Origin of the sequence: Corynebacterium gerontici (genome assembly GCF_003813985.1) — a bacterium.
Lineage (GTDB): Bacteria > Actinomycetota > Actinomycetes > Mycobacteriales > Mycobacteriaceae > Corynebacterium > Corynebacterium gerontici.
In genome coordinates this window covers 1,633,696-1,659,597 of record NZ_CP033897.1, presented here as the reverse complement: position 1 = coordinate 1,659,597, position 25,902 = coordinate 1,633,696, and the positions used below count along the sequence as shown (strand labels likewise).

25 protein-coding genes, 1 tRNA gene and 1 other RNA gene are annotated in these 25,902 nt (G+C 61.2%); 18 read left to right on the top strand and 9 right to left on the bottom strand.

Features of this window, described 5'->3' with window-relative positions; genetic code table 11:
- Positions 1-15 precede the first annotated feature (15 nt).
- The 5 genes from CGERO_RS07710 to CGERO_RS07690 all read left to right on the top strand — a co-directional run bounded on the left by CGERO_RS07710 (position 16) and on the right by CGERO_RS07690 (position 5,827).
- The gene (locus CGERO_RS07710; RefSeq protein ID WP_123934781.1) at positions 16-1,050 is read left to right on the top strand and encodes a pyridoxal-phosphate dependent enzyme; all 1,035 of its coding nucleotides are present in this window, start codon (positions 16-18) and stop codon (positions 1,048-1,050) included.
- Positions 1,047-3,776: an FAD/NAD(P)-binding protein gene (locus tag CGERO_RS07705; protein WP_123934779.1), complete on the top strand. Its 2,730-nt coding sequence runs from the start codon at positions 1,047-1,049 to the stop codon at positions 3,774-3,776. The genes CGERO_RS07710 and CGERO_RS07705 overlap by 4 nt, the downstream gene beginning before the upstream one ends.
- Before the next feature lie 19 nt (positions 3,777-3,795).
- Positions 3,796-4,515, top strand: a complete 720-nt coding sequence (locus CGERO_RS07700; RefSeq protein ID WP_123934777.1) for a trimeric intracellular cation channel family protein — start codon at positions 3,796-3,798, stop codon at positions 4,513-4,515.
- Positions 4,516-4,525: 10 nt separating this feature from the next.
- Positions 4,526-5,323: a serine hydrolase domain-containing protein gene (locus tag CGERO_RS07695; RefSeq protein WP_123934775.1), complete on the top strand. Its 798-nt coding sequence runs from the start codon at positions 4,526-4,528 to the stop codon at positions 5,321-5,323.
- Between the two features lie 117 nt (positions 5,324-5,440).
- On the top strand, positions 5,441-5,827 hold the full coding sequence (locus CGERO_RS07690; protein ID WP_123934773.1) for a hypothetical protein: 387 nt from the start codon (positions 5,441-5,443) through the stop codon (positions 5,825-5,827).
- Here the strand turns inward: CGERO_RS07690 and CGERO_RS07685 are convergent.
- The gene (locus CGERO_RS07685) at positions 5,824-6,594 is read right to left on the bottom strand and encodes an HAD-IIA family hydrolase (protein WP_123936055.1); all 771 of its coding nucleotides are present in this window, start codon (positions 6,592-6,594) and stop codon (positions 5,824-5,826) included. The genes CGERO_RS07690 and CGERO_RS07685 overlap by 4 nt on opposite strands.
- A gap of 17 nt (positions 6,595-6,611) precedes the next feature.
- Positions 6,612-6,890 (bottom strand): acyl carrier protein, encoded by a 279-nt coding sequence (locus CGERO_RS07680; protein ID WP_123934771.1) that lies wholly within the window; start codon positions 6,888-6,890, stop codon positions 6,612-6,614.
- Positions 6,891-6,948: 58 nt separating this feature from the next.
- On the opposite strand from CGERO_RS07680, the gene CGERO_RS07675 reads away from it, so the two are divergent.
- Positions 6,949-7,911 carry an alpha/beta fold hydrolase gene (locus CGERO_RS07675; protein ID WP_123934769.1) on the top strand — a complete coding sequence of 321 codons (963 nt, stop codon included), beginning with the start codon at positions 6,949-6,951 and terminating at the stop codon, positions 7,909-7,911.
- A gap of 132 nt (positions 7,912-8,043) precedes the next feature.
- Positions 8,044-9,258: an HNH endonuclease signature motif containing protein gene (locus CGERO_RS07670; RefSeq protein ID WP_123934767.1), complete on the top strand. Its 1,215-nt coding sequence runs from the start codon at positions 8,044-8,046 to the stop codon at positions 9,256-9,258.
- 61 nt (positions 9,259-9,319) lie between these two features.
- Here the strand turns inward: CGERO_RS07670 and aceE are convergent, their stop codons facing one another.
- Positions 9,320-12,052 (bottom strand): pyruvate dehydrogenase (acetyl-transferring), homodimeric type, encoded by a 2,733-nt coding sequence (aceE, locus tag CGERO_RS07665; RefSeq protein ID WP_123934765.1) that lies wholly within the window; start codon positions 12,050-12,052, stop codon positions 9,320-9,322.
- A gap of 176 nt (positions 12,053-12,228) precedes the next feature.
- Between aceE and CGERO_RS07660 the strand changes: the two genes are divergently transcribed.
- The 4 genes from CGERO_RS07660 to CGERO_RS07645 all read left to right on the top strand — a co-directional run bounded on the left by CGERO_RS07660 (position 12,229) and on the right by CGERO_RS07645 (position 14,747).
- Positions 12,229-12,657: a DUF3052 domain-containing protein gene (locus tag CGERO_RS07660; protein WP_123936053.1), complete on the top strand. Its 429-nt coding sequence runs from the start codon at positions 12,229-12,231 to the stop codon at positions 12,655-12,657.
- A gap of 64 nt (positions 12,658-12,721) precedes the next feature.
- Positions 12,722-12,794, top strand: a tRNA-Val gene (locus CGERO_RS07655).
- 1 nt (position 12,795) lies between these two features.
- Positions 12,796-13,758: an adenosylcobinamide-phosphate synthase CbiB gene (gene cbiB / locus CGERO_RS07650; RefSeq protein ID WP_123934763.1), complete on the top strand. Its 963-nt coding sequence runs from the start codon at positions 12,796-12,798 to the stop codon at positions 13,756-13,758.
- Complete coding sequence (locus CGERO_RS07645) at positions 13,755-14,747, top strand: zinc-binding alcohol dehydrogenase family protein (RefSeq protein WP_123934761.1); 993 nt, start codon at positions 13,755-13,757, stop codon at positions 14,745-14,747. Before cbiB ends, CGERO_RS07645 begins: the two co-directional genes overlap by 4 nt.
- 9 nt (positions 14,748-14,756) lie before the next feature.
- Here the strand turns inward: CGERO_RS07645 and CGERO_RS07640 are convergent, their stop codons facing one another.
- From CGERO_RS07640 to CGERO_RS07630, 3 genes are read right to left on the bottom strand one after another with little or no spacing between them, the layout of a single operon-like run.
- A complete protein-coding gene (locus CGERO_RS07640; protein WP_123934759.1) occupies positions 14,757-15,656 on the bottom strand; it encodes an SURF1 family cytochrome oxidase biogenesis protein in 900 nt (299 codons plus the stop codon).
- Positions 15,646-16,134: a low molecular weight protein-tyrosine-phosphatase gene (locus CGERO_RS07635; RefSeq protein WP_123934757.1), complete on the bottom strand. Its 489-nt coding sequence runs from the start codon at positions 16,132-16,134 to the stop codon at positions 15,646-15,648. Before CGERO_RS07635 ends, CGERO_RS07640 begins: the two co-directional genes overlap by 11 nt.
- On the bottom strand, positions 16,118-16,765 hold the full coding sequence (locus CGERO_RS07630; RefSeq protein WP_123934755.1) for an HAD hydrolase-like protein: 648 nt from the start codon (positions 16,763-16,765) through the stop codon (positions 16,118-16,120). The genes CGERO_RS07635 and CGERO_RS07630 overlap by 17 nt, the downstream gene beginning before the upstream one ends.
- A 46-nt stretch (positions 16,766-16,811) precedes the next feature.
- Here CGERO_RS07630 and CGERO_RS07625 point away from each other — a divergent pair, with 46 nt between their 5' ends.
- From CGERO_RS07625 to rnpB, 5 genes are all read left to right on the top strand, one after another.
- Positions 16,812-17,804, top strand: a complete 993-nt coding sequence (locus CGERO_RS07625) for an aminotransferase class I/II-fold pyridoxal phosphate-dependent enzyme (protein ID WP_206423891.1) — start codon at positions 16,812-16,814, stop codon at positions 17,802-17,804.
- 5 nt (positions 17,805-17,809) lie between these two features.
- Complete coding sequence (locus CGERO_RS07620) at positions 17,810-18,973, top strand: Nif3-like dinuclear metal center hexameric protein (RefSeq protein WP_123936050.1); 1,164 nt, start codon at positions 17,810-17,812, stop codon at positions 18,971-18,973.
- Positions 18,974-18,993: 20 nt separating this feature from the next.
- A complete protein-coding gene (locus CGERO_RS07615; protein ID WP_123934751.1) occupies positions 18,994-19,710 on the top strand; it encodes a zinc ribbon domain-containing protein in 717 nt (238 codons plus the stop codon).
- Between the two features lie 2 nt (positions 19,711-19,712).
- Positions 19,713-20,861, top strand: a complete 1,149-nt coding sequence (locus tag CGERO_RS07610) for a bifunctional RNase H/acid phosphatase (protein ID WP_123936048.1) — start codon at positions 19,713-19,715, stop codon at positions 20,859-20,861.
- Between the two features lie 10 nt (positions 20,862-20,871).
- Positions 20,872-21,291, top strand: an RNA gene (gene rnpB / locus CGERO_RS07605) — RNase P RNA component class A.
- A gap of 10 nt (positions 21,292-21,301) precedes the next feature.
- On the opposite strand, the gene CGERO_RS07600 is transcribed toward rnpB, so the two are convergent.
- The gene (locus CGERO_RS07600; protein ID WP_123934749.1) at positions 21,302-22,528 is read right to left on the bottom strand and encodes a hypothetical protein; all 1,227 of its coding nucleotides are present in this window, start codon (positions 22,526-22,528) and stop codon (positions 21,302-21,304) included.
- A gap of 209 nt (positions 22,529-22,737) precedes the next feature.
- On the opposite strand from CGERO_RS07600, the gene CGERO_RS07595 reads away from it, so the two are divergent.
- Positions 22,738-22,932, top strand: coding sequence for a hypothetical protein (locus CGERO_RS07595; protein ID WP_123934747.1), 195 nt, complete (start codon positions 22,738-22,740; stop codon positions 22,930-22,932).
- Positions 22,933-22,961: 29 nt separating this feature from the next.
- Here the strand turns inward: CGERO_RS07595 and CGERO_RS07590 are convergent, their stop codons facing one another.
- Positions 22,962-23,585: a CYTH domain-containing protein gene (locus tag CGERO_RS07590; protein WP_123934745.1), complete on the bottom strand. Its 624-nt coding sequence runs from the start codon at positions 23,583-23,585 to the stop codon at positions 22,962-22,964.
- A complete protein-coding gene (locus CGERO_RS07585; RefSeq protein ID WP_123934743.1) occupies positions 23,582-24,445 on the bottom strand; it encodes a DUF2786 domain-containing protein in 864 nt (287 codons plus the stop codon). Before CGERO_RS07585 ends, CGERO_RS07590 begins: the two co-directional genes overlap by 4 nt.
- Before the next feature lie 109 nt (positions 24,446-24,554).
- Between CGERO_RS07585 and glnA the strand changes: the two genes are divergently transcribed.
- Entirely contained in the window at positions 24,555-25,895 is a 1,341-nt protein-coding gene (gene glnA / locus CGERO_RS07580) for a type I glutamate--ammonia ligase (protein ID WP_123934741.1), read from the top strand.
- The last annotated feature ends 7 nt before the right edge of the window (positions 25,896-25,902 follow it).

The window sequence follows — 25,902 nt, the reverse complement described above, 5'->3', positions numbered from 1 at the left end:
CTACACTTTGAAGCCATGAGTCTGAACGCGCGAAATGACAACGCGCACGCACCGATAGCGCTCGAAGGTGTCAACGACCTTATCGGCAACACCCCTCTACTACGATGCGAGCGCCTGGAGGCGCTCATGCCGGGGGCACGCCTGTGGGCAAAACTGGAACACTTCAACCCCGGAGGTTCAGCGAAGGATCGCACTGCTTTTGCGCTGGTCGAAGAGGCAATCGCCCAAGGCGTGATCGAGGAAGACGCGCCGGTGACGCTGGTCGAGTCGAGCTCCGGCAACCTCGGCATGGCGCTGGCCAGGCAGGCGCAGCTTCGCGGCTGGACGTTCCACTGCGTGGTGGATCAGCGCACCAACGCGGCCACGGTGGCGTCGATGCGCGCGCTTGGGGCGCGCATCGAGTTCGTCGAAAAGCCTGATCCGAAAACGGGCGATTGGCTCGTGGCGCGCAGAAAGCGCGTGGCCGATTTGCTCGACGCCATTCCTGGCGCGATCAACCTGGATCAGTATTCCAATCAGGCGGCGTTTCGGGCACACCAGCGGACGATGGAGGAGATCCTGCAGCAACTCGGTGGCGCGCCGGATTATTTCTTTGCGGCCATGAGCACAACCGGCACTATCGGTGGTTGCATCCGTCAATTGGACGCGTTGGGCGCAACAACACGCACGATTGGCGTGGATGCTGAAGGTTCGGTGCTCTTCGGCGGCGCCCGGGCCACTCGATTGCTCCCCGGCTACGGTGCGGGGGTGGAGCCGGAGCTCGCCAAGCATGTGAACCCAACGAAGGTGGAGCGCGTCCGCGACCTCGATGCGGTGATTGGCGCGCGGATCCTCGCCCGCACCGAGGGCGTGATTCCCGGCGCTTCCGGTGGGGCAGTGGTGGCTGCGGTGTTGCGCGAGGAGTTGCCCGCCGGCTGCGACGCTGTGTTTTTGCTTCACGACGCCGGCGGGAACTACATGGACACCATCTACAACGACGCTTGGGTGGCGGAGCACTTGCATGCTGACGCCGAGACGCTGGAGCAAAAGATTCAGGAGGCTTTGCAATGAAATTGGCCATCATCGGCGGCGGTCCACGCGCGCTATTCGCTGTAGAGGAACTGGTGAGCGCCACCGAGAAGCTCAACGGCCAGGCCCGAATCGATGTCACCGTATTCGAGCCCGAGACCCCGGGTGCTGGCTGGGTGTATCGCCAAGACCAACCCGCGTGTTGGCGGCTCAACGCGCCCGCCGCGATGGTGCGCACCTCGCTGGGCAGCGCTCAGGAGTTCCTGGGCAGCGCTGAGCCGTTCCCGCCTCGCCGCGAAGTGGGCCGATTTCTCGCCGCATCATGGGATGCGTTGGTCGCCGAGCTGCCCGAGCACCTCAGCGTGCAGGTGGAGTCCACGCGAGTAGCAGAACTGGCGCGAAGCGGCGATCAATGGGTGATCAACGGCCAATGTTTTGAAGAGGTGCTGCTCGCCACTGGGCATCAGCACGCTTGGGCGGGACAGCTTGACGCCAACCATCCCTATTTCGACGGCCTCGACGCTGTGGCACCGGGCGCCGAGATCTCGGTGCGTGGGGCAGCGCTGACGTTCATTGACGTGTGCCTCGCGTTAAGCGAGGGGCGCGGCGGGCGCTTTGAAGGCGAGGGACTGCTGCGTTACGTCGCTGGCGGCGAGGAGCCTGCCCGCATTCAACCTGTGAGCCGTTCCGGACGCTTCATGGAGGTCAAGCCCAATCCTGGTGCTGCGCTCGCCGGGGTGGTTTTGGACAATGCGGAGGAATTTGAGGCGCGGATCGCGTGGGCTCAAGATGTAGAGGATCTGCGTCGCGTTCTCATCGACGCCGCCCGATCACTTCTGCACACAGCAGAAGAGCAGACACTGCGCGCGGTGCTCGACGGCACCGACTTCTCTGGCGATGCCACCGCTGAGCTACGCACCTCCTGTGAGGTGGCGCTTGGTCTGCGCGAACCCGGGGCGCCCTGGGCCCTGGGGCACGCCTGGCGCACCCTGTACCAGGCGTTGATCCGGCGTGTGAGCTACGGGGCACCCATCCCCGGTTTTGCAGACCTGGCTCGCACGATGGAGCGCGTGGCGTTTGGGCCGCCTCCCGTGACCGCCACACGCCTGCTGGCGCTCATTGACGCAGGCATCGTCGCCGCGCCAATTCCTGAAGAGGCGAAGGGCGCGGACGTGGACGCGGTAATCGCCCCGGCAGGCGTGCTGCCCGGCAGCCTGGCGGCGCATTGCATCGAGCACGGCTGGCTCGGACGCCTGAAGGACGGTCGCCTTGACCTAGGACGCGCCGGGCAGTCGATGGAGCAACCAACTTTGGCGGTGATTGGCCGTGATGCTGAGGGCATGGTCTTAGGCCATGACACGCTGAATCGTGAGCTGCATCCGGAGCTTCGCAACTGGGCCAACGCCGTGGTGGCGCGGGCTTTTGATCGCAAGATGACAGCCACCGTGCCGCTTGAAGCGCGCCTTGAGCCGTGGATGCTCCAGCTCGCCGCCGATCCGCAGCGTTGCGCTGAGATCGTAGACACCTTTGGTTCGCCCACCAATGTGGTGCAGCCGGGTGTGCTCGATCGCAATGCCCAGGGATTGATCCGCGCGGGCCAGCAGCGCGGGGTGGAGGTGCGCGTCTTTTTTGCGCGCAAGGCGAATAAGGCGCTCGGTTTTGTGGACGCCGCACGCGATCATGGGCATGGCATCGATGTAGCCAGCGAGCGCGAGCTGCAGCAGGTGCTGGATCGTGGGGTGCCAGGTGAGCGCATCATCCTCTCGGCCGCGATCAAGCCGGATCGGCTGTTGCGCCTCGCTATCGCGAATAGCGTCTGTATTTCTGCGGATTCGCGTGCTGAGGCGCGCCGCATCGAACACCTTGCGCAGGGGCAGCCGGTGCGCATCGCGCCGCGTATCGCCCCGGACCCGAGCGTGCTCCCCGCTACCCGCTTCGGGGAATTGGCCTCGCAGTGGGTCGAAGAGATCGAGCGTGGTTTTGCGCCCAATGTGCATTTCGCCGGTGTGCATGTGCATTTGCATGGGTATGCGGAGCGGGATCGTCGAAAAGCGTTGGCGTTTGCATTCCAGGTGATCGACGCCGCGCCCGGGCAGCCGGAATTTATCGACATCGGCGGCGGCATCCCCATGAGCTACCTGGAGCGCCCCGAGCAGTGGCGCGTTTTCCACGAGCGCCTGCGCACCCCCGATTTCACCTGGAAAGGCGACCCGCTGGCGAATGTCTATCCCTTTTTCCAGCGCCCGGTGCGCGGGGAGTGGCTCGCCCAGCTTTTCGACGCCCCCGTGCCCGGCTTCGGGCGCACCAGCGATGAGTTCCGCGCCCGCAACCTACGCCTTCACGCCGAACCTGGCCGAAGTCTGCTCGACGGCGGAGGCATGATCCTGGCGCGCGTGGCGTTTGTGAAGCAGCGCAGCGACGGCCTGCCGCTTGTGGGGTTGGAAATGAACCGCACCCAATGCCGAACCACCAGCGACGATATCCTCCTGGACCCGCTGCTCGTCCCCGCTGCCGAAGGGCCCCGCGAGCACGAGGGGATCGAGGCATTCCTCGTGGGGGCCTACTGCATTGAAGATGAGGTCATCATTCGCCGCGCCATGCGTTTCCCGAAGGGGGTGGTGCCGGGCGACGTCATCGCGATCCCGAACACGGCAGGCTACTTCATGCACATACTGGAAAGCGCTTCGCACCAAATCCCGCTGGCAAAAAACGTGGTGTTTGAGCCGCGCACGGCCGCGGTGCACCTCGATGCCATCGACGAAGATTGAGTGCATTAGGGTGGGCTAAATGCACAATGTTGATCCCCACGTGCTCACGATGTACCAGACGCTCGACCTCATCGGCGTGGTGCTCAATGGCATCATCGGTGGCACCATTGCCCGCCAGCGTGACTATGACCTCGTGGGGTTCATCTTCCTCGCCCTCTTTTCTGCCCTCGGCGGAGGCATGCTTCGCGACGTCCTCATGCAGCGTGGCACCGCAGCCGCCATCGCGAACTCCAACTATTTGCTGCTCGCCATCGTCGGCGCGCTCCTGGCGCTCATCTTCCACTTTGAGGGCAGACGATGGGAACTGTTTAAAGTGCACGGCGACGCAGTGATCCTCGGCGTGTGGGCCGTAACGGGCGCGGTGAAAGCCATGACCTTTTCCATGCCGCTGACCTCAGCGGTGCTGCTCGGCGTGCTCACAGCCGTAGGCGGTGGCATGATCCGCGATGTGGTGACCGGTCAGGTGCCGGGCATCTTCGGGGGCGGGCCGCTCTACGCCGTACCAGCGCTCGTGTCCGCCGTGACGATGGTGGGCTTCGCCCAATACGACCTCTACACCCTCGGAATGATCGTGGCGGCGAGCATGGGGGCTGCGTTGGCAATTGTCGCGTATTGGAAGCAGTGGATCTTATTCCGCCCTTCAGAAATTTCAAAGATTTCTATGACACCCAAGCAGCTCAATGCGCTGATTCGGCGATCGGAGCGCAAGGGATTCCGCAAGGGGCGCGAAGATTCCTAGGATGAAGGGCATGAGTCTGCTTGCCCCATTTGTCGATTTCCCTGCCCCCAACGTCGCCGCTGCGCTCATCGCGGGGGATCGGAGCGAGACGCTTGGTGATACAAAGCGAGTGTTCGAGCTCGCCAGTGTGACCAAGCTACTTGCCGCCTATGGCTTCTTGATCGCCTGTGAGGAGGAAGTCTTTGAGCTTGATACGCCCTGCGGCCCTGCGACGGTGCGGCACTTGCTGGCACATGCCTCCGGTGTGGGCTTCAAGGAAGGCGATGCCACCAAGGAGCCCGAACAGCGCCGCATCTATTCCTCTTACGGTTTTGAATTGCTTGCCAGCGAGCTGGAGCGACTCAGTGGCATCCGTTTCGCGGACTATTTCCACGAGGCGGTGTGCGAGCCGCTGGGCATGAAAGATACTGAACTTTGGGGTTCGCCTGGCCACGAGGCACGCTCGACCGTGGATGACCTCGCAGCGTTTGCCCGTGAGCTCTTGGATCCAACCCTGTTGCACCCTGACACCTTGGCTGAGGCTTTCAGCGTCCAGTTCCCCGATTTGGACGGCGTAGTGCCGGGCTATGGAATGCAGAAGCCTTGCCCTTGGGGTTTGGGCTTTGAGATCAAAGGAGAGAAGCAGCCGCACTGGACTGGCGAGAACATGCCAGCGAGCACCGTGGGGCACTTCGGGCAATCGGGTACGTTCTTGTGGCTGGTGCCAGAGCAGGGTGTGGCGACGGTGATGCTCAGCGATAAGCCCTTCGGCGCTTGGGCAAAGCCGCTTTGGGCGGAGACCAACGCCGCGCTATGGCGTGAACTCTAGGCTTCGAGTTCTACTCGAACTTGAGCGAATGGGGGTGTGAAGTGTGTGTTGAGGGTTGTTGTTGTGGTTGGAGGTGCGTGAGAATCGTCGTGCACATCCAAGGTGCACGAGTGATCGTTGGGGAAGGCGAACTCTCGTCTTCTCGCCACGCAAGCACATATCACCACCGCGCTCACGTGGCGAGCCGAGCAACCTTTGGAGCAAACAGCAACCGTGCCCAACACCCAACAACAGGTCGCCATCCTGCACATCGACGACCTGCCAACTTATCTGCGCGCGGACGTCGAAAAGCAACTCGATGCCACGCTCAAAAGCGAACCCATGGCCGCGCTACCCGGCACCGATCCGCTCGACATCACCTGGTGCACCCGCTGGGAACGCGCAGGTCACCGGCTCGTGCGCTGCCGACAACCCCTCAACGGCCTTGAAGGGGAGTTCGCCGCGCTCGAAGCAGGCCTACGCACCATCGGCGCCACCTTCACCCTGGAACGCGTGCGCACCTAGGCGTAGGCGCCGTCGCCGAAGGGATCCAGAATGGTCTCCGCCAAATCCGCCACCGAATCGACCACACGCGTCGGCCTAAACGGATACTTTGCTATCTCCCGCTCATCAGAGATGCCCGAACGCACCAACACCGTGCGCATGCCAGCCTCCAAACCGCAGCGCACATCAGTATCCATGCGGTCGCCAATCATCACCGTCTGTTCCGAATGCGCCCCAATCGTATTCAGAGCCGAACGCATCATCACCGGATTCGGCTTGCCCACGTAATACGGCTTCTGGCCCGTCGCCGCCGTGATCAGCGCCGCCACCGAACCCGTCGCCGGGAGGACACCCTGCGGGGCGGGGCCGGTGACGTCCGGGTTCGTCCCAATGAACCTCGCCCCTTCAAGAATTAAATTGATTGCAGTGGTGATCGCCTCGAAGGAATAGGTGCGCGTTTCGCCCAACACCACAAAATCAGGGTTCGAATCCGTGAGCACCCAGCCCTCACGATGCAGCTCAGTGGTCAAACCGGGCTCGCCCACCACATACGCGGTGCCTTGCTTGCCCTGCTTCGTTAGAAAGTCCACCGTCGCCTTCGCCGACGTCCAAATCCGCTCCGGGGGAATATCCAAACCCGTGCGATGCAGCCGCGCCGACAAGTCGCGTTGGGTGTGGATCGAGTTGTTCGTCAGCACCATGAAATTGATGTCATGATCCTTCAGCCCCTTCAGGAATTTGTCGGCGCCCGGAATCATCTCGCCCTCTTTGATGAGGACACCATCCATGTCGGTCAGATAAGAAATCACTGCTGCTCCTTTAGCTTTTCGACGTCCACCGTCACCATCTCCAACGTCTCCCACGCCAGCGCCTGCTCCGCAGACGCCCGCACACCGAACTCCTGCTCCAGACGAACCACCAACGCAATCAGCCCGAGCGAATCCACGCCCAAGTCTGAAAGTCGCGCCTCGGCGGCGGCATCGGGGGCGTCGACAAGCTTGGCTATGCGCTGCAACGTGCTGGGATCGCCGGAATCCTCCTGCGACTGCGTAAGTGCGGCGAGTTGTTCTTGAAGGGAGGACAATGGATAACCTTTCTGGCCAAATACAGCTCAAAGGATACGCACGACTAGTATTTTTGGCATGTTCACGGCCTCCTCGAAGATCTCCAAGCGACGCAAGCAAGCGCTGCAAAGCGCGCAACGCAACCCAATCCGCCGCAACAACTTCTTCAAGGAACACCGCACCATCGACGGCGTGCACTACTACCTCGACGGGCCAGAAGACGCCGACGTCACCATCGTCTACATCCACGGCTTCACCCTCGCCGCCAAATCTTGGCACCTCCAAGTCGCCCACATCGGCGACCGCGCCCGCCACGTCCTCATCGACCTCCGAGGACACGGCGAAACCGGCGAATACCCCATCGAAGACTGCACCATCGACGGCGCCGCCGACGACGTCGCCCTTGTTTACAATCACCTCGGCATCAACGGCGACACCGTCGTCATCGGGCACAGCCTCGGCGGCATGGTCGCCCTCAACCTCCTCCGCCGCTTCAAGAAAATTCGGCACAACACCCGGGCCTGCATCCTCGTCGCCACCGCCGTTGAATCCTTCGCCAGCCAAGGATTCCCCCAAGTCCTCGCGCTACCCATCGTCGACAATATTCGAAACGCCGTCGAACTCGCCCCCAAACAAGTCCAACAATTCCGCGAAGACATCGCCGCACTCATCGCCCCCACCCTCGCCACCACCGTCTTCGTCCACCCCACCCCCGACAGCATCATCAACTTCCACGCCCACATGATCAACGACACCCCACTCAACACCCTCGTGGGATTCCTCGACGATCTCCAACAACACAACGAAACCTGCGCCCAACACCCACTTCAAGACATCCCCGGCGCAGTAATCGTGGGGGAGAAGGATCTCGTGACGCCGCTGAGCCAAGCGCAGCGCATCATCGACATGTGGCCCTCTTCCTCCCTTCAGGAAATTCCCGACGCCGGGCATATGATCATCCTTGAGCAGCCGTGGGTGATCAACAAGGCGCTCGATCATGCCCTCAACCTCGTCGAGCACCCAGATACGTCGGCTTGGTAGCGTCGGCAAGCTTTAGCGAAATAAAATCCTGCCTGTGGAAACCCGGCGCACTTGCGTCACTCCACCCACAGCATCCACAGCCCGAGATTGGCAGGCTTCCGTCGCCCACCGCCGCGGCCTAGCCTGCGAAGCATGAATCTCGAAAGCGCGCTTCGCTACCTCGCCACCGCTGGCATGCCGCTAGTGGATCTCGTCTACGAGCGCGTCAACAACCGCGAATCGCGCAAAAACATCGGCCAGGACTACGGGTTGCCCGCGCGCCGCATCGGCCAAATCCACCGCGTCGCCCGCGACCTCTTCGAAGGCGAAGGCGAGCAATTAGCTAATCGACGCCACTGTGCCCAAATCGCCCGCGACGCCCGGATGAGCATCGACACGCTCATCACCATGAACAAAACCGTCAACCGCGTCAACGACCACGCCGCCCGTGAACCACTGCGCCGCGAACTTTTCGAGTACGCCGTCAGCAAATCCTTCGAAGAAGTCGAAGCCCACGCCAAACTCCGCCTTCAAGAAATTAACGAACGCCACCCCCGAACCGCACACGACCAACGGTGGCTGCGGATCTCTGGCAATCCGGACACCAACGGCATGCGCTTCATGCTCGCCCGGCTCACCGATTCCGACGCAATGGCCCTCGCAAACGCCCTCGATCAGACCGCCCGAGAATTCCAGAAGGGGGATCCGAAGTTGTCGCGCCAACAAGCGATGGCGGACGCATTGGTTGCCCGGGTGTTGGGAGGAACGGGGGCGTCGAAAAGTAAAGTGTTTCGGGAGCCGGTGCTGCTGGTGCCTTCGGATGGGTGCACCTACATGGGCAACGGGCTGCTGGCCACCAGTGACGGTGCGATCGTGCCCGCGCGCGAACACATGGATTCGCTGCTCTCCGAGTTCGGCTACGCCACCATGTGGGCCCCAGATCTTGAAGGGAAGATGCAGCACGTCGACCTCTGGCGCACCCGTCGCACAGCCAACGACAAACAACGCATGATGATGGTCATCGACCAACTCATCTGCGCCGACCCCGAATGCACCCACACCGCCATTACCAGCGAAGCACACCACATCGAAGCGTGGAAAAACGGTGGGCACACCAACGTCGACAACATGGTCATCGCCTGCCGACCCCACCACGCCCGCAACGACGACGACCGCGAACTCCAACGCTACGGGCACCTCACCCGCGACCCCGTCACCGGCCAGGCCTGCCGTCAGCTTGTCGACGAACACCGCAGCCGCCGATACCACCAATTTCCCCTCGCCCAATACAACGGCCGAAACTGGGTCCTCAACCACGAGCTTCACACCAACAACCTCTACAAACCCGAAGAACCACCACCCGACTAAGCGACCTACAAAACGCGAACAGCCCGCCCGGAACACATCCGAGCGGGCCAGAAGCGCAGGGCTAAGCCTTGGTTGGGTCAGTGAGGTTGAACTTCGCAGCCGCCTGCTCAGCGACCTCGCGATCAATCTCCCCTTCAAGAACCAGAGCGTTCAGCGCTGCCACCGTCACCGACTCGGCGTCAATGTTGAAGTAACGACGAGCCGCCGGGCGAGTATCGGAGAAACCGAAGCCATCCGCACCCAAGGAGGTGTAGTGGCCAGGCACAAACCGACGAATCTGCTCCTGAAGATCCGTAGCGAAGTCCGAAACTGCAATGTATGGGCCGGAGGCCTGCCTGAGCTGCTTCGTAGCAAACGCCTCTTCAGGAGATTCGCCGTGACGCAGAGCCTCGTGCTCCTTTTCGCGGCCTTCGCGAGCCAGCTCGACCCAAGAGGTGACCGAGAAGATGTTGGCATCGACGTCGAATTCTGCCAGTAGCTCCTTAGCCTTGAGCGCCTGCTGCATTCCGATGCCCGAAGCCAGAAGGGAAACTTCGTGTTTGCGGTTGCCCTCAGCCTTTTCATAGAGGTAGATACCCTTGTGGAGGCCGTCAACATCGAGGTTTTCCGGCTCGGCGGGCTGGTGCACGGGCTCGTTGTAGATAGTGAGGTAGTACATCACGTTCTCACCACGGTCGGGACCGTACATGCGGTCGATGCCCTCGTGGATGAGGTGCGCCAGCTCGTAGGCAAAAGCGGGATCGTACGAAACCACAGCGGGGTTCGTAGAAGCCAGGATTTGTGAGTGCCCATCCATGTGCTGAAGACCTTCACCAGTCAGGGTGGTGCGGCCGGCGGTAGCGCCGAGGATGAAGCCTCGAGTCATTTGGTCGCCTGCAGCCCAGAAGGAGTCACCGGTGCGCTGGAAACCGAACATCGAATAGAAGATGTACAGGGGAATCATCGCCTCGCCGTGCGTGGCGTACGACGTGCCAGCAGCAATGAAGGAAGCCGTCGAGCCTGCCTCGTTGATACCTTCATGCAGGATTTGGCCATCCTTGGACTCGCGGTAGGACAACATGAGGTCATGATCCACCGGCACGTAGTTCTGGCCGTGCGGGTTATAGATACCCATGGTGGGGAACCAGGAATCCATACCGAAGGTACGAGCTTCGTCCGGGATGATCGGCACGATTCGCTTGCCGAGCTCCTTGTCGCGCATCAATTCCTTGAAGGTGCGGACGACGGCCATCGTCGTAGCTACCTGCTGCTTGCCAGAGCCTTTGCGGATACTGCGTAGCTTATCCAATGGCGGTACTTCAAGAGGCTTGTAGGTGGTGCGTCGCTCCGGTAGGTATCCGCCGAGATCCTTGCGCTTTTCCTGAAGGTACTTGATTTCGGGGGAGTCCTTGCCGGGGTGGTAGTACGGCGGCAGGTAGGGGTTTTCTTCCAGCTGCTCGTCGGTGATCGGCACGCCCTGCTTGTCCCTGAAGAGCTTCAGGTCGTCTAGGGTGAGCTTCTTCATCTGGTGGGTGGCGTTGCGACCTTCGAAGTTGTGGCCGAGTCCGTAGCCTTTGATGGTGTGGGCGAGGATGACGGTTGGTCGATCCTTGGTTTCGAGGGCGCGTTGGTATGCGGCGTAGATCTTGCGGTAGTCGTGGCCGCCGCGGCGTAGGTTCCAGATTTCCTCGTCGGTCATGTCTTCGACGAGTTTTGCGGTGCGTGGGTCGCGGCCGAAGAAGTGTTCGCGGACGTAGGCGCCGTCGTTGGCTTTGAAGGTTTGGAAGTCGCCGTCCTTGGTGTTGTTCATCAGGTCGACGAGGGCGCCTTCTTTGTCTGCTTCAAAGAGCTTGTCCCATTCGCGTCCCCAGATGACCTTGATGACGGACCAGCCGGCGCCGCGGAAGAAGGATTCGAGTTCCTGGATGATCTTGGTGTTGCCGCGGACGGGGCCGTCGAGACGCTGCAGGTTGCAGTTGATGACGAAGGTTAGGTTGTCCAGATTGTTCAGCGCAGCCATCTGGATGAGGCCACGAGATTCTGGTTCGTCCATCTCGCCGTCGCCGAGGAACGCCCAGACGTGCTGGTCGGAGGTGTCCTTGATTCCACGGTTATGCAGGTAGCGGTTGAAGCGTGCCTGGTAGATGGCATCCATGGGGCCAAGGCCCATCGACACGGTGGGGAATTCCCAGAACTCGGGCATGCCCTTCGGGTGCGGGTAGGAGGGAAGGCCGCCTTGTTCGCGGGAGACTTCCTGGCGGAACCCGTCGAGGTCATCTTCAGAAAGTCGGCCTTCCATGAAGGCGCGGGCGTACATGCCTGGGGAGGCGTGGCCCTGGAAGAAGACTTGGTCGCCGCCGCCTGGGTGATCTTTTCCTCTGAAGAAGTGGTTGAAGCCAACTTCGTACAGCGGGGCGGCGCCGGCATAGGTGGAGATGTGCCCGCCGACGCCAATTTCGGGACGCTGTGCGCGGTGCACCATGATCGCGGCGTTCCAGCGGATCCAGCGGCGGTAGCGCTTTTCAATTTCCTCGTCGCCGGGGAAGTCCGGTTCCATCGTGGTGGGAATGGTGTTGACGTAGTCGGTGGAGGTCAATGCCGGCAAGGCAACGCGCTTCGCGGATGCGCGTTCGAGGAGGCGCAGCATGAGGAAGCGAGCGCGGTCGCCGTTGGACTCTTCAAGTAGTCCATCGAGGGATTCGAGCCACTCGCGGGTTTCTTCAGGGTCTGAGTCGTTCAGGTACGAGGCGACTCCGTCGCGAATGAGGGCAAAGTTCGTGTCCTCTGTGTGCTTTTCCTTGTTCGGATCAGCCATTCCACACCTCCGTTGAGATTTTTCTTGAAGGGCGGCGACGGTGTTGGCCGTCGACGCGCATTTGCCACAAGAATACGTTGCTGAATGAACTTCGTGTTTCCTGAAGGGGCGGTTTTGGGAAGATTCTTGCGAGAAAGACGGTAAAAACCCGCCTGACCATGTATTGTTCTTTAGCGATGAACGTCAATGATTCCAAGGAGACAAATTTTGGGGCAGATGTTGCCCTGCTGCTCGGCCTTCGTGAGGGGCTGACGGTTCAAGAAATGGGTTGGGATGAGGACGCGGACTCGTCGATAAGCGAAGCGATAGAGGATGCGATCGATGCCGAACTTCTTGAAGAGGACACTGATGAGGTGTGCGACATGGTGTTGCTGTGGTGGCGCGCTGAAGATGGGGACCTCGGTGATGGGCTTGTCGACGCCCAACGTTCCCTCGCTGACAACGGCCGCATCTGGTTGCTGACGCCCGGCACGGGTAAGCCTGGTGCGCTGGAGCCCGGTGAAATTTCTGAAGCGGCGCAGCAGACTGGTTTTGTGCAGACGAAGGCTGAGCGCCTGGGTGATTGGCAGGGATCGTGCCTGGTACAGGCCGGTGTGAAGCAGTAGTTTTGCGTTTCGGGTTTTTTGGGCTACGCTTTTCCAAGTCGCCGCAGTGATGCGGATGGCGATTGCGCCTTTAGCTCAGCTGGGAGAGCAGCTGGTTTACACCCAGCAGGTCGGCGGTTCGAGCCCGTCAGGGCGCACATGTCGGATTGGCAGTCGGTTGGAAACACAGTATTCCGCCGGCTGCTTTTTTCGTGCGCGAATGTGTTGCCGGGTGTGGCGTTGGATCGTGCTGTGGGGGACCCTGGTGGCGCGTGGCATCCGGTGGCGGTGTTCGGGAGGTATGCGGGCGCGCTGGAGCAGCGTTTATGGGCTGATGACCGTGCGCGCGGGGCGGTGTTCTGTGCGTTGAGTGTCGCGCCGCCGGTGGCTGCTTCGTGGTGGGTGTGGCGTCGTTTTCCGCACTTGAGCAATGCGGCTGCTTTGGCGGTGGCGTTGGGCGGCACCACGTTGGAGCGCACGGGCGTGAAAGTGGCCCACGACCTTGAGCGCGGTGATGTGGAGGCGGCTCGCGCTTGGGTGCCGTGGTTGTGCTCTCGCGATCCGCACAGCCTTGACGCCGATGGCATTGCCCGCGCCACCGTCGAATCGCTTGCCGAAAACGTCTCAGATGCCGCCGTCGCCTCTCTCTTCTGGTCCGCGTTCGGCGCACCGTGGGTGGTGCTGCATCGCTGCGCCAACACGCTGGACGCCATGGTTGGCTACCGCAACGAGCGCTACCGCAACTTCGGGTGGGCTTGCGCCAAGCTTGACGACGCCCTCGCCTTCATCCCCGCCCGCCTTTGCGCAGCCCTGTTCGTGGCCGCCAGTTTTCCTGAAGGGAGGGGGCGTGAGGCGATCCGCGCGTGGCGTGAAGACGCTTCCGCGCACCCAAGCCCAAACGCCGGCCCGGTGGAGGCGACGGCTGCGGCGGCGCTCGGTGTCTGCCTGGGTGGCGCCACTCGCTATGCCCACGGCGTGGAGCAGCGTCCGGTGCTTGGTCGGGGGCGTGCACCTCGGGCGGGTGATGTGCGGGCGGCAGTGCGGTTGATTCGTCGGACGCAGTGGTGTGCGGTTGGGGTGAGCGTCGCGCTGGGCGCACTTGTGGCACGATCGGGTGCATGAAGGCTGTTGGATATACGCAGAACTTACCTATTTCGAGCGCTGAGGCTTTGGTGGCGGGGGACGTCAAAAAGCCTGATTGTGGGCCCAGGGATGTTTTGATCCGGGTTGAGGCCGTTGGGGTGAATCCGATCGACACGAAGCAGCGTTTGAATGCTGATCCGGGCGATTTCCGGGTGCTTGGTTACGACGCCGCTGGTGTGGTGGAGGCCGTGGGGGAGGAGGTGACCAGGTTTTCGCCGGGCGACGCGGCGATGGCGATTGGCACTCTTGCGCGGCAGGGCACGAACGCCGAATTCTTCGCCATCGACGAGCGCATGGCCGCCCCGATTGCCGTTAATAATTTTGCGCAGGCCGCGGCGCTGCCCTTGACGTTCGTGACGGCGTGGGAAAGCCTTTTTGAAAGGCTTGGGCTTGGCGAGGACTCCCGCGGCACCCTGCTGATGGTGGGCGCCACCGGCGGCGTGGGCGTGGCAGCGTTGCAACTACTCGCAGCAAAATGCCCGCAAGTGCACGTGGTGGCGACGGCTTCCGACGATCGTCGCGCGGCGCTCGTCCGCGAGCTCGGCGCCGCAACCGTGGTCAATCACCGCGAGGACTGGGTTTCGGCTCTGCTTGAGGAATTTCCTGAAGGGGTGGATTGGGTATTCACGGCTCACTCCGTCGGCCAAGAGCACGCCCTGGCGGCGGTATGCAAGCCTTTCGCGCACATTGTCGGCATTGACGTCGGCCCGGATTCGATCGCCCCGCTGAAAGCAAAATCCCTGACGTGGCATTGGGAATCGATGTTCACCAAATCGCTTTTCGACGCTCACCTCTCCACCCAAGGCGCCATCCTCGACGAGGTGGCGCGCCTGTGGACAGATGGGACGATCCGCCCCATCATCGCCGAGGAGCTCAGCCCCATCTGCGTGGATACGCTGCGCGTGGGCCACGAACGCATGGAAGCCGGCCACGAACTCGGCAAGATTGTCGTGACCGGCTGGAAGTAGCAAACGCAGCTAGAAATTATCGCGGCGTGCATCAAAGCCGCGGTTTTGGCCCGAAGTGGGGTGCTTCGTGCCGTAGCGGGATCTGCTCGGCGCCGCTTGTGGTGCCGGGGTCTCGGGGGCGTCTGTGGTGGGGTCGGACATTTCCGATTCTTCTTCGCGCACGCGGCGGCGTTCCCTTACTTCAGAAAAAATGAAGTAGCCCAAGCCAAGTGGTGCCATGAGGCCGAAGGCTATCCACTGGAATCCGTAGGAGAGGTGGTTGCCCCGGTCTTGTTTTGGAATTGGGATGGGCGTGAGGGCGCCGGGCTCGTCGCTTGAGATCTGCAGGTAGTCCTCACCCAATTGGGTACCGGTGAGTTCGCCTACTTGCTGCGTGTTGATCCCGTACACCTGCTGGTAACCATCGGCTTGCATTGGAGCCTTGTCTGGCTTTTTCTCATTGCTGCGGGCGTGCGCCACCAGCGTCACTTTTCCTGAAGGGGCGGTGGGGATGTTGGGAGCCTCCCCGGCGGCGGTCGCCTCGAAGCCCCGGTTGATAAGTACGACTGGTCCGCCATCGATGTGGAAGGGCACGAGGGATTGGTAGGAGGGGCCGGATTCGACGGGGCGCATGCGTAGGAGCACTTCTTTTTGGGGCAGGTATTGCCCGGTGATGCGGACGCGTTGCCATTCGCGGTCGCCTTTGATGGCGCCGTGTTCGTCGAAGACTTCCGTGTAGTTACTCGGGTCTTGGGCAAAGGCTTTGTCGACGTGTTCGTTTTGCACCACGATGGCGTGGTCTTTGCCGAGTTGCCAGGGCGAGAGCACGGTGAACGCTAGGTAGGAGAAGGCGATGACGAGCAGGGTGGTGATGACCCATCCTGGTGTGAGAAAGACTTTCCACCCGCTGCGTTTGCTCTTAGTGCTCACGCAGGTGCTCCTTGATCCATTGGATGATGCCTGGGGTGGCGTCGAGGATTTGGTCGCGGGCGGTGGCGAAGTCTTTGGCGTCGCCGTAGTAGGGGTCTTCTACGTCTTCGGTGTCGGCTTGGGGGTCGAAGCTGCGTAGGAGGCGGATGCGTTCCGGGTCGTAGCCGAGTTTCAGCAGGGCCTGTTGGTGCCCGCGGTCGAGGGCGATGAGGAGGTCTGCGTGTTCGGCTTCTTCGCCGATTTGGGCGGCTTTGTGGGCGCTGCCGTCGAAGCCTTTGTGGCGAAGTGCGCTGAGAGCGCGTCGGTCGGCGCCCTGGCCTATGTGCCATCCCCCGGTTCCACAGGAGCTCACGTGCACTTGCTGGCCGAGCCCTTCGCGTTCAACGGCGTCCCGCAGGATCACTTCGCCCATGGGGGAGCGGCAGATGTTGCCGGTGCAGACGAACACTACCCCGAGCGATTTATTTGAAGAAGGCATGAATTTTTTCCTCCAAGGTCGATATGTCGCCAGCGTAGTCGTAGGCGGCGTTCCATTCTGCTTCCTCACCATGTCCCCATTGCACGAGGATGGTGGGGATATCGAATTCGGCTGCGCCTTCGGTGTCGTGGGAGCGGTCGCCGATCATGAGCGCTCGTTGCTGTGTGGGATCGATGTTGAGGGTGCGCAGGACGTGGTCGATCACGGCTGCCTTGCCTTGGCGCCCAGCATCGACGTCGGCTCCGCCGATGAAGTCGAAGGCGTCGCCAACGCCGAGGTGTTCGAGGGTTTGCGCCGCGAGGTCCTGGTTTTTACTGGTGGCGGTGCACAAAGTAAACCCTTCCTCGCGCAGCGTCCGTAGCAGCTCGGGCCACCCCTCGAAGAGGGCGGCGTTGTGCCAGCCGTGCCGGCGATAGTGTTTCCGAAAAGCTTGAAGGCCGTGTTTGGCGTCTTCGGGCGGTAGGCCGAGGTCGATCAGGGTGTCGTAGATCTGCGGCCCGGGTACTTTGCGCAGGCGTTCTTCGCTTGGGATTGGGTAGCCGATGGTTTCCAGGGCATGGATGAAGCTGGCCCGGATTCCTGGATAGGAGTTGACGATGGTTCCGTCGACGTCGATAAGCAAAACAGACACGCCCACTAGTGTCCCATTGTTGCCTAGGGCAGCTACACTCAGCCCAGTGTTTGATCCTCGAATCCACGGAGACCTGGACGCCAAAGGTGCGCGCCTCGATTTTGCCGTCAATGTGGCCGATGAGACGCCGCGGTGGCTGCAGAAGGCGATTGTGCAGGCGGTGGGACGGCTGCGGGACTATCCCGATGCGGAGGAGGTTTCGCAGGTAGAGGCGCAGATCGCCGAGTACCATGGTGTGCCCTCGGAGCAGATCATGCTCACGTCCGGGGCTTCGGAGGCGTTTGCATTGCTGAAGAATTTGGCGCCAGTGCGCCCGTGCATCATCCACCCAGGGTTTTCTGAGCCTGACGCGATTTTCGGCTCCCAAGCGATACACCACGTCCTACACCCGCCTTTCGAGGACCTTGGCTCTCTTCCCGATTGCGACATGGCGATCCTCGGCAACCCCACCAATCCAACGGGCGTTCTCCACGATCCGCGTTCGCTGCGCGCCCCTGGCAGAACGGTGGTGGTTGATGAGGCATTTCTGGACGTGGTGGGCGAGGAACATTCGCTGATCCCTTCACAGCTTTTCGACGTCCTCTGCCTGCGAAGCCTAACCAAAACATGGGCGATTGCTGGTCTTCGAGTGGGCTATGTGGCAGGGCCGGCGGCGTTGCTCGATCAATTGAGGGCAACCCGCGCGCACTGGCCCGTCAATACCCTGGCGCTGGCGGCCGCCGCCGCAGTGTTCGAGCATGGCGTGCAGACGCTACCGGCAATCCGCGAGGCGCAGGAGCAGCAGCGAGGGGAGATGCTGGGCCTTTTGGAAGCCGCCGGTTTTGCACAAGCAAGCCGATCGGTGGCGCCCTTCGTGCTCATGCGCACGCCCTTCGAGCAGCCGGAGCGGATACGCCAGGAACTCTTGCGCCGAGGCATTGCGGTTCGACGCTGCGACACGTTCCCCGGACTAGACTTGAACCACTGGCGTTTGGCGTTACGACCCCAACGCGAAGTCCGCGAATTTTTGAACACCCTGCACCAGATTGGAGTGCTGTGAGCACCTTGGAATCATCCACACACGACCACCGAGCACCGGCAACCGTCGCCGACGTTGTGGAGGTGCTCGAAGCCGCCTACCCACCGCACCTGGCGGAATCCTGGGACGCAGTGGGGCTGGTCTGCGGTGATCCAGAAGCGGCAGTGAACACCGTCTGCTTTGCCTTAGACTGCACGCTCGAAGTGGCACAAGAGGCCGTGAACCAAGGCGCAGACATGCTCGTGGTTCACCACCCCCTGCTGTTGCGCGGCGTGAACTCAGTGGCTGCAAATACGCCGAAAGGCAAAGTGATCCACACGCTTATCCGTGCAGGCGTGGCCCTATTTGCGGCGCACACCAATGCGGACTCGGCGCGCCCCGGCGTCAATGACAAATTGGCTGAATTGTGCGGCATCACCCCAGGGCGCCCAATCGCGCCCAAGCAGCAGGGACTAGACAAGTGGGGCGTGCAAGTTCCCCCACAACACGCAGAAACCCTGAAGGAAGCCATCTTCGGTGCTGGCGCCGGACACATCGGTGAGTACAGCGAATGCGCCTTCAACATCAGCGGCGAAGGCGAGTTCCTGCCCGGCAGCCACGCCAACCCCACCATCGGTGAGGCAGGCAAGCGAGAAGTGCTCCAAGAGCTCAGGATCGAATGCGTGGCACCACGCCACCGCCGAGGCGCCATCCTCGAAGCACTCCGAAGCGCCCACCCCTACGAAGAACCCGCGTTTGACATCACCGCACTGGAAGCCAGCCAACCACTTGACGAAGCCTGCGGCCTCGGGCGCATCGGTGAGCTGGACACCCCCATGCGCTTTGAAGACTACGTGCAGTTCATTGCCGATCAGCTTCCCGAAACCACCTGGGGTGTACGCGCCGCCGGTGACCCCGAGCGCATGGTGCACACCATCGCGGTGAGCTCGGGGGCAGGCGACAGCTTCCTCGAAACCGCAGCCAACCTCGGCGTCGATGTCTTCCTCACCTCCGACCTTCGCCACCACCCCGTGGACGAAACGCTGCGAGCCCACGACATCTGCGTCATCGACACCGCACACTGGGCCAGCGAATTCCCCTGGACCGAACAAGCCTCCCGAATCGTGCAACAATCACTGCGCCACATCGACACCAAAGTGCTACACATCAGAACCGACCCTTGGACTCTTTCCAAGCACCCACAACGCTAGAAAAACTTAGGAGCAACCACATGCAACTCGAACTCCCCCTTCAGGAAAAATTGTTAGAAATTGCCACGTTGGAGCGCAATGGTGACGTTGGGCTGCAGCCGGAGGCTAGTGAAGAAGCGAAGGAATTAGCGAAGCTTCGCAAGAAGCTGGGACGTACGCGCGATGCCTCAGCCTCGGCGCAATTAGCCGTGGACGATATGGAGTTGGAGATCCGTCGCATTCAAGAAGACGAGCGCAAGCTTCGCCGCCGTCTTGACGATGACCGCCGCCAACTTGGCGCCGCCACGGATCCGACTACGCGTAAGGATCTGCAGCACGACCTGCACTCTTCGCAAGTGCGCCTGCAGAATCTCACCTCCGAAATGCAGGAGGCGCACAACGAGGTGCACGCGCTGCGTGCGAATCGCGATTTGTATCGCCAGCAGCTCGGTGAGTTAGAAGTAGAGGTAGAAAAGGCGCAACGAGCTGCAGACGCCGTGCCGCTAGATACCACCGTGGAGGATGCGCGCGGGCGCGTCGAAAAGCTTAAGGGCGAATTGCCCGCCGATATCCTCGCCGCCTACGAAGAGCGACGCAGCGAAAATGGCATCGGCGCAGCGAAGTTCAACGGGCGCTCCTGCGGTGGCTGCCACATCATGTTGCCCGTGGCCGAGGCCTCGCGTATCCGCCAAGCACCAGCCACCGAGGTTCCAGAATGCGGCGAATGCGGCAGCTACCTAATCCGAGGTCGCGCATGAGTTTGCACGTGGTGATTGAAGCCGACGGCGGTTCGCGCGGCAACCCGGGCCCCGCCGGCGCAGGCACTGTCGTGCTCAACGCCGATCGCACGAAGGTGCTGGCCAGGCTCGCGTATGTGGTGGGGAAGTCCACGAACAATGTCGCCGAATACCACGGGCTGCTCAACGGACTCAAAGCCGCGCAGCAACTTCGGGCAACGCACATCAGCGTGCGCATGGACTCCAAGCTCGTGGTGGAACAAATGTCTGGGCGCTGGAAAATTAAGCACCCTGACATGCGCGAACTCGCCATGCAATGCAAAACCATCGAACGTGAAATGCAGCAGGTGGAGTACCAGTGGGTGCCTCGCAAAGACAATTCGCGCGCCGATGAACTCGCCAACAAAGCAATGGATGCCCTCGGCCGTGGTGCTGCACCAGGATTCCTCGAAGGCTTTGGGCTTATCGACGCCCACGCGGAAAAATCAGAGCCGCCAGCACCAAAGGAACAATCGGATCCGAAGGTGTGGAACGGTGCGACCACCGAAGCTACCCGCTTGCTCCTGCTACGGCACGGGCAAACAGCCATGTCCGCGCAACGCCGCTACTCCGGCAGAGGCAACCCGCCGCTGACCGAACTCGGGCAGCAGCAAGCTGCAGCCGCAGCGCAACACCTCGGGGCGCGCGGAGGCATCGACGCAATTGTCGCCTCGCCGCTGGAGCGATGCCAGCAGACGGCGAAGGCCGTTGCCGATGTCCTCGGACTCACCGTGCACACCATCGACGCCCTTCAGGAAATGGACTTTGGTGATTGGGACGGCCTGAGCTTTGCCGAAGCGCGCGCAGCCGACCCTGAGCTGCATGAACAGTGGCTGCGCGACCCTAACGTTGCACCGCCAGGCGGGGAATCACTGTCCCAAGTGTTCCGGAGGGTGAAAAAGGCTCGCGCCCACATTGCTGAAACGTTCGGGCCGGGCACCATCCTGGTGGTCAGCCACGTCACACCGATCAAGTCGGTGCTTCGTGAAGCGCTCGGTGCACCAGGGACGATGTTCCACAAGATGCACCTCGATTTGGCCTCGCTTTCCATCGCTGAGTTCTATGCCGACGGCCCCACATGCGTTCGACTCGTGAACGACACCTCCTACCTTCAAGGTGTGCGTGTACAGTAAGGGACGCGAATGAGCCGGCTGGGCGATCGCGATTCTGCGCAACGGTACTTTAAGTGCGCTGGCGCAGGGTCGAGGAAAGTCCGGACCCCACAGAGCACGGTGGTTGCTAACAGCAACCCGGGGCAACCCGAGGGCAAGTGCAGCAGAAAGTAAACCGCCAGCTTGAGGCTGGTAAGGGTGAAAGGGTGCGGTAAGAGCGCACCGGCAGTTGCGGTGACGTAACTGGCCAGGTAAACCCCACCGGGGGCAAGGCAAGAGGGCGCACACAGATCCGGCATTGGATTTGCTGGCACGTGTGCCTGCGCGGATTGTGGCGGCTCGCCTCAACGTCCGTGGGTAGCTGCTTGAGGCCGCAGGCAACTGCGGCCCTAGATGGATGATCGCCGCCCGATTTCGGGCACAGAATCCGGCTTATAGGCCGGCTCATTCGCCTTCAATACTCAGTGCAACTCGGCGGTCTCGCCGGGAGCTACCGAAACAAGCTCGAGGCCCGCGTCGGCTATCTCCTGTGAAAAAGCTTCGGCGCGATCAATCGGCACGAGGCACACCACTCCCGACTCCACCGCCCTGGCAGCGTGCGCGCCATATTGGAGACACAACTGCGCTACCGCTGACAATTGCTCGTTGTCAAGCAGTTGGCTGAGGTACTCCTGGTGAGAATCATTCATGGCAGGCACGATGTCGCCACTTCGGCGCGAACGAATCGACGCGGCAGCGCGCAACGTCCTATCAATTTCGTGCTCCAAGTAGCGCAGCCATCGGCTCGCTTGATCAACGCTCGGAGCCTGGGACTTCGGGTGCACCTGATGAACGGCACGAAGCCATGCCAGTACTCGCTCCCGCGCATTTGGCAATTGCCGCAAGCTCGGGGCTGCAAAGGCGCCGGTAACGTCGTCGATAAAGCGCTGCATGGCGCTTAGATCCGGGCTGGACTGCACCTTCGGCGCCGTGACGATGCGGGTGGCAAATCCGAAACCATCAGGAGCGTTGATGTGCGTAATGGAGTGATCAGCGAAGTCAACCACGTTCACAACCTCACCCTTGCCCCTGAGCGCGGCAATGTAACGGGCCCGCCCGGGTGCATGTTTGCAGAACGTAGAGGACGCTTGGGCGCACACATCGGCGAGCTTGGTGCGCATGGGACCGAGTTGATGTTCTTCGGGCTCATCTGTGAGCGTCAGCGCAAAGGCAACATCGCAGGCTTCATGAAGGCCCAGTCCGGCGTCGGGGGTGATGGCACTCACTACCGTTACGTCCATGCCCGGGGTCTCACGGCTGATGAGCTGGCGGTGCATCAGTGTCAAAAGAACAACCGCGAGACGTTGTGCAGGGTTGTCCTGGTCGAAGGTGAGCTTCTGGTCGTTGTGGAGATCCCGAAACTCCGCAATTTGAGCGCTATATGTTTGCTCGCTTGTCTGCTCACCCTCGGCACCCAATTGCACAACCCGCACCTGCATTTGCTGATCGCTTCGCGGACTGCACGCAACCGCGAGGCGCTGCTGCGTGAGCCCGAGGAGCACCATGCCGCCTGCATGATCGCTAAGATCGCCCAAGTAAGGGCACGTGGCTGGGGCGCTGGCCACCACTGCATGATCTGTGGCCCAGGAGGCATGGAGGCTGCGTGCCATGGCCGCAACGTCAATGTGCTTGGCAGGCCACAAGGCCATATGGAACTCCTCAAAGTGTGGGGGAAGCAGCAGCGCAGGAGATCTGCAAGACTGCGGGGTAATACCTTCATTTTAAAGGCTGGGAAGGGCCTGCAAGGATCGAGGCGTGGACAAGCGAACATCTAGCTGCGTACCTTGATGGTTGAAGAACACGATTCGAGGCGCGCGGCTGATAACGCCAGCGTCAGTATTGAAGAAAAGGGAATCTGATGGCAGAGATCGATCAACAGTGGTTTTACAACCTGAAAACCGGGGAAGTGGCCCAAGGCAAGCAGTTCAGCTCCATGGATCGCATGGGCCCCTATGACACCGAGGAAGAAGCACGCCACGCCCTCGAAATCGCGCACGAGCGCAATGAGGAAGCAGATGAAGCTGAAGCGGAATGGGAGAACGAGGAGGACTAGCCCTCACCCATCCACTCAGCGTCAGGCCACTAGGCGCGCCCTAATGCTCGTTGCAATTTGGACGCCCTGGTGGCTTTTTCTACGCCTTGCATAGACCCCAGTACTTCAAGAGCACTCGCGAGAATTTCTGCTGCGATGCCCAAGTCTTGGGCCTGCTGGGTAGCCTCTACCTCCCACTCACGCCAGCGACGCGCGTGATGCTCATTCGAGTTTTGGGCTTCGACATGGTCGTCGCAAAATTCAGCGATGGCGGTGCCGTCGTGGGTGAGCAGGAGGGTCTCAGCTCGGCGGTTGCGAATCCTGGCAATTTCAACCAGGGGTTCTTCGCCCACGTGTTCAGCCACGAGCTGCCGGAGTGCATCTGGAACTTGGTTTTCTTCGCTAGAGTCCAAAGGCGCGTGAGTTTCTTGCCTGCCGTCGGAAGTGTTGGTTTTCAGGTGCCAGCCTGCGTCTTTACCTCCTGTTCTCCTGCGCAAGGTGATCTTTGCGTGTGACAAGGTGAGGTCGGGGGTGTCGAAATATCGAGCGTCAAGCTCCATTATTGAAGGCTTAGACGCTGTAGCGACGTGCTCAATGTCCTCGAAGGTGGGGTCGCCAACTGATCCCTCCACCTCGAACTTGATCTCTTGTTCTTTCTGCTGCTTCAGACTCATGAGTGCAGTTCTACCAGTTTGCGGGGCATACACACGTGAGTGGCATACCAGCGGGCGCCCACGGATTGCCAGGCTGGAATTTCCGGCGGTGGAGGCTCCACGATGTCGCTGAGGACAAGTGCTTCTACGATGGCGAGTTGCGAAGCGTAAGGGCCGCTGCGGATGCGGCACCCAAAGTTTGCCGGTTTCGTGGGCTCGGGAGGCTGGCGCCTGCAGTAATGCTGTGCTGCACCCAGAAGTAAGTTGCTGGCGATGACCGGGTCCAGGCGTTGCATCTTTGGCCACGGGCAACGTAACACCTCGTATAGCGATTCCCTGACCCGCTCTATGTCGTGTATCTCACCGATGAGCGACCAAATCCCACTGCTGTGCAGTTGTACGGCCACAGCGCCCGAAGCGTGCGCGAGTCGCCTGAGGAGCATGCCCCTAGCAAGTTGCTGGGGCCACGAAATGTGAATCCTAACTGCCTTAACCTGTTGCGGAGCGGGTGACGGACCGGGCAAGGAGCACACCACCGGAGGGAGATTGTGGCGCTTGCATAGGGCTTCGGCCTTGGCACGGAATGCCTGTGCTTCGGCGTTGTTGTATGTGTGGTCTGCGTGACGCATGAGCGCACGGATTCTTCGCAGCGCTGGCGGTTTCTCTGGGGTTTGGGGATGCAGCAGAGGGGCGTCGATAAGCGTGCCTGTGAGTGCTGGGACAATGGCGCCATGGGGGTGGGTAAGCCACGCATCGAGCACGCCGGGCGGCACATTGGGAGGTGCTGTGGTGCAGGGCGGTGGCCATTGGCCGGTGGCGTGTGCGATGTCTTGAGGCCGCCAGCCTCGTTGCATGAGATTTCGAATCTGTGTTTGTGTCATGTTGATGATGCTGGCACACTACCCCCGAGCGGGAAGTTTTCGCAGTTCAGCTGCGTTTTGTGGTTATAGTGTGGGCGTGACTCGGGGGTTGGTTACTACGCTGAGAAGCATGAATTCACAGCAAGAGTTTGTGTTGCGCAGCATTGAAGAACGCGGCATTCGATTTGTTCGTCTTTGGTTCACTGACATTCTCGGCTACCTGAAGTCGGTGGCCGTTGCACCCGCCGAGCTTGAATCAGCCTTTGAAGAAGGCATTGGCTTTGACGGTTCGGCGATTGAGGGCTTTTCGCGCGTTTCGGAGGCTGACACCATAGCGATGCCCGACCCATCGACATTCCAGCTCTTGCCTTTCGACGACGACGATTCGCCGCTGCAGTCGGCCCGGATGTTCTGCGACATCATGAACCCCGACGGGCACCCCTCCTACTCGGATCCCCGCCAGGTGCTGCGCCGCCAAATCAACCAAGCCGCGGACGAAGGCTTTAGCTGCAGCGTCTCCCCAGAAATTGAGTTTTACCTGGTGCAAAGCCTGTCCACCGATGGGCGCCCACCAATTCCCACCGACAATGGCGGTTATTTTGATCAGGCCAGCCGCAATGACGCCCCGCTGTTTCGCCGCGAGGCGATGCTCGCCCTAGAGCGCATGGGTATCCCGGTAGAGTTTTCTCACCACGAGACCGCACCGGGCCAGCAAGAAATCGACTTGCGCCACGCCGATGCACTGACCATGGCCGATTCCATCATGACCTTCCGATACGTGATGAAGCAGGTGGCGCTGCGCAATGGGGTAGCCGCAACGTTTATGCCCAAGCCCTTCCGGGACTTTGCAGGCTCGGCCATGCACACGCACATGTCCCTGTTTGAAGGGGACATGAATGCCTTCCACGACCCCGATGACGAGTTCAGCTTGAGCAAAACTGCCAAGCAGTTCATCGCGGGTATCTTGGAGCATGCCAACGAGATTTCTGCCATTACCAACCAGTGGACCAACTCCTATAAGCGCATCCTCTTTGGCAATGAGGCTCCCACCGCTGCTACCTGGGGCGTATCCAACCGCTCTGCGCTCGTGCGCGTGCCCACCTACCGCCTGACCAAGGAAGATTCACGCCGCGTAGAGGTGCGATCCCCGGACAGCGCTTGTAACCCCTACCTCGCGCTTGCCGTGCTGCTTGGCGCGGGCTTGAAGGGCATCAAGGAAGGCTACGAGCTGCCCGATCCTGCTGAAGACGACATTGCACAACTGACCCGCCGCGAGCGTCGCGCCATGGGTTACAGGGACCTGCCCATCAGCCTTGACCACGCGCTGCGTTCCATGGAACAGTCGGAATTCGTTGCCGACATCCTGGGGGAGCATGTCTTTGAATATTTCTTACGCAACAAATGGCGTGAATGGCACGAATACCAGGAGCAAATTACCCCCTGGGAGCTTTCCTCAAACTTGGACTACTAGCGCCGGG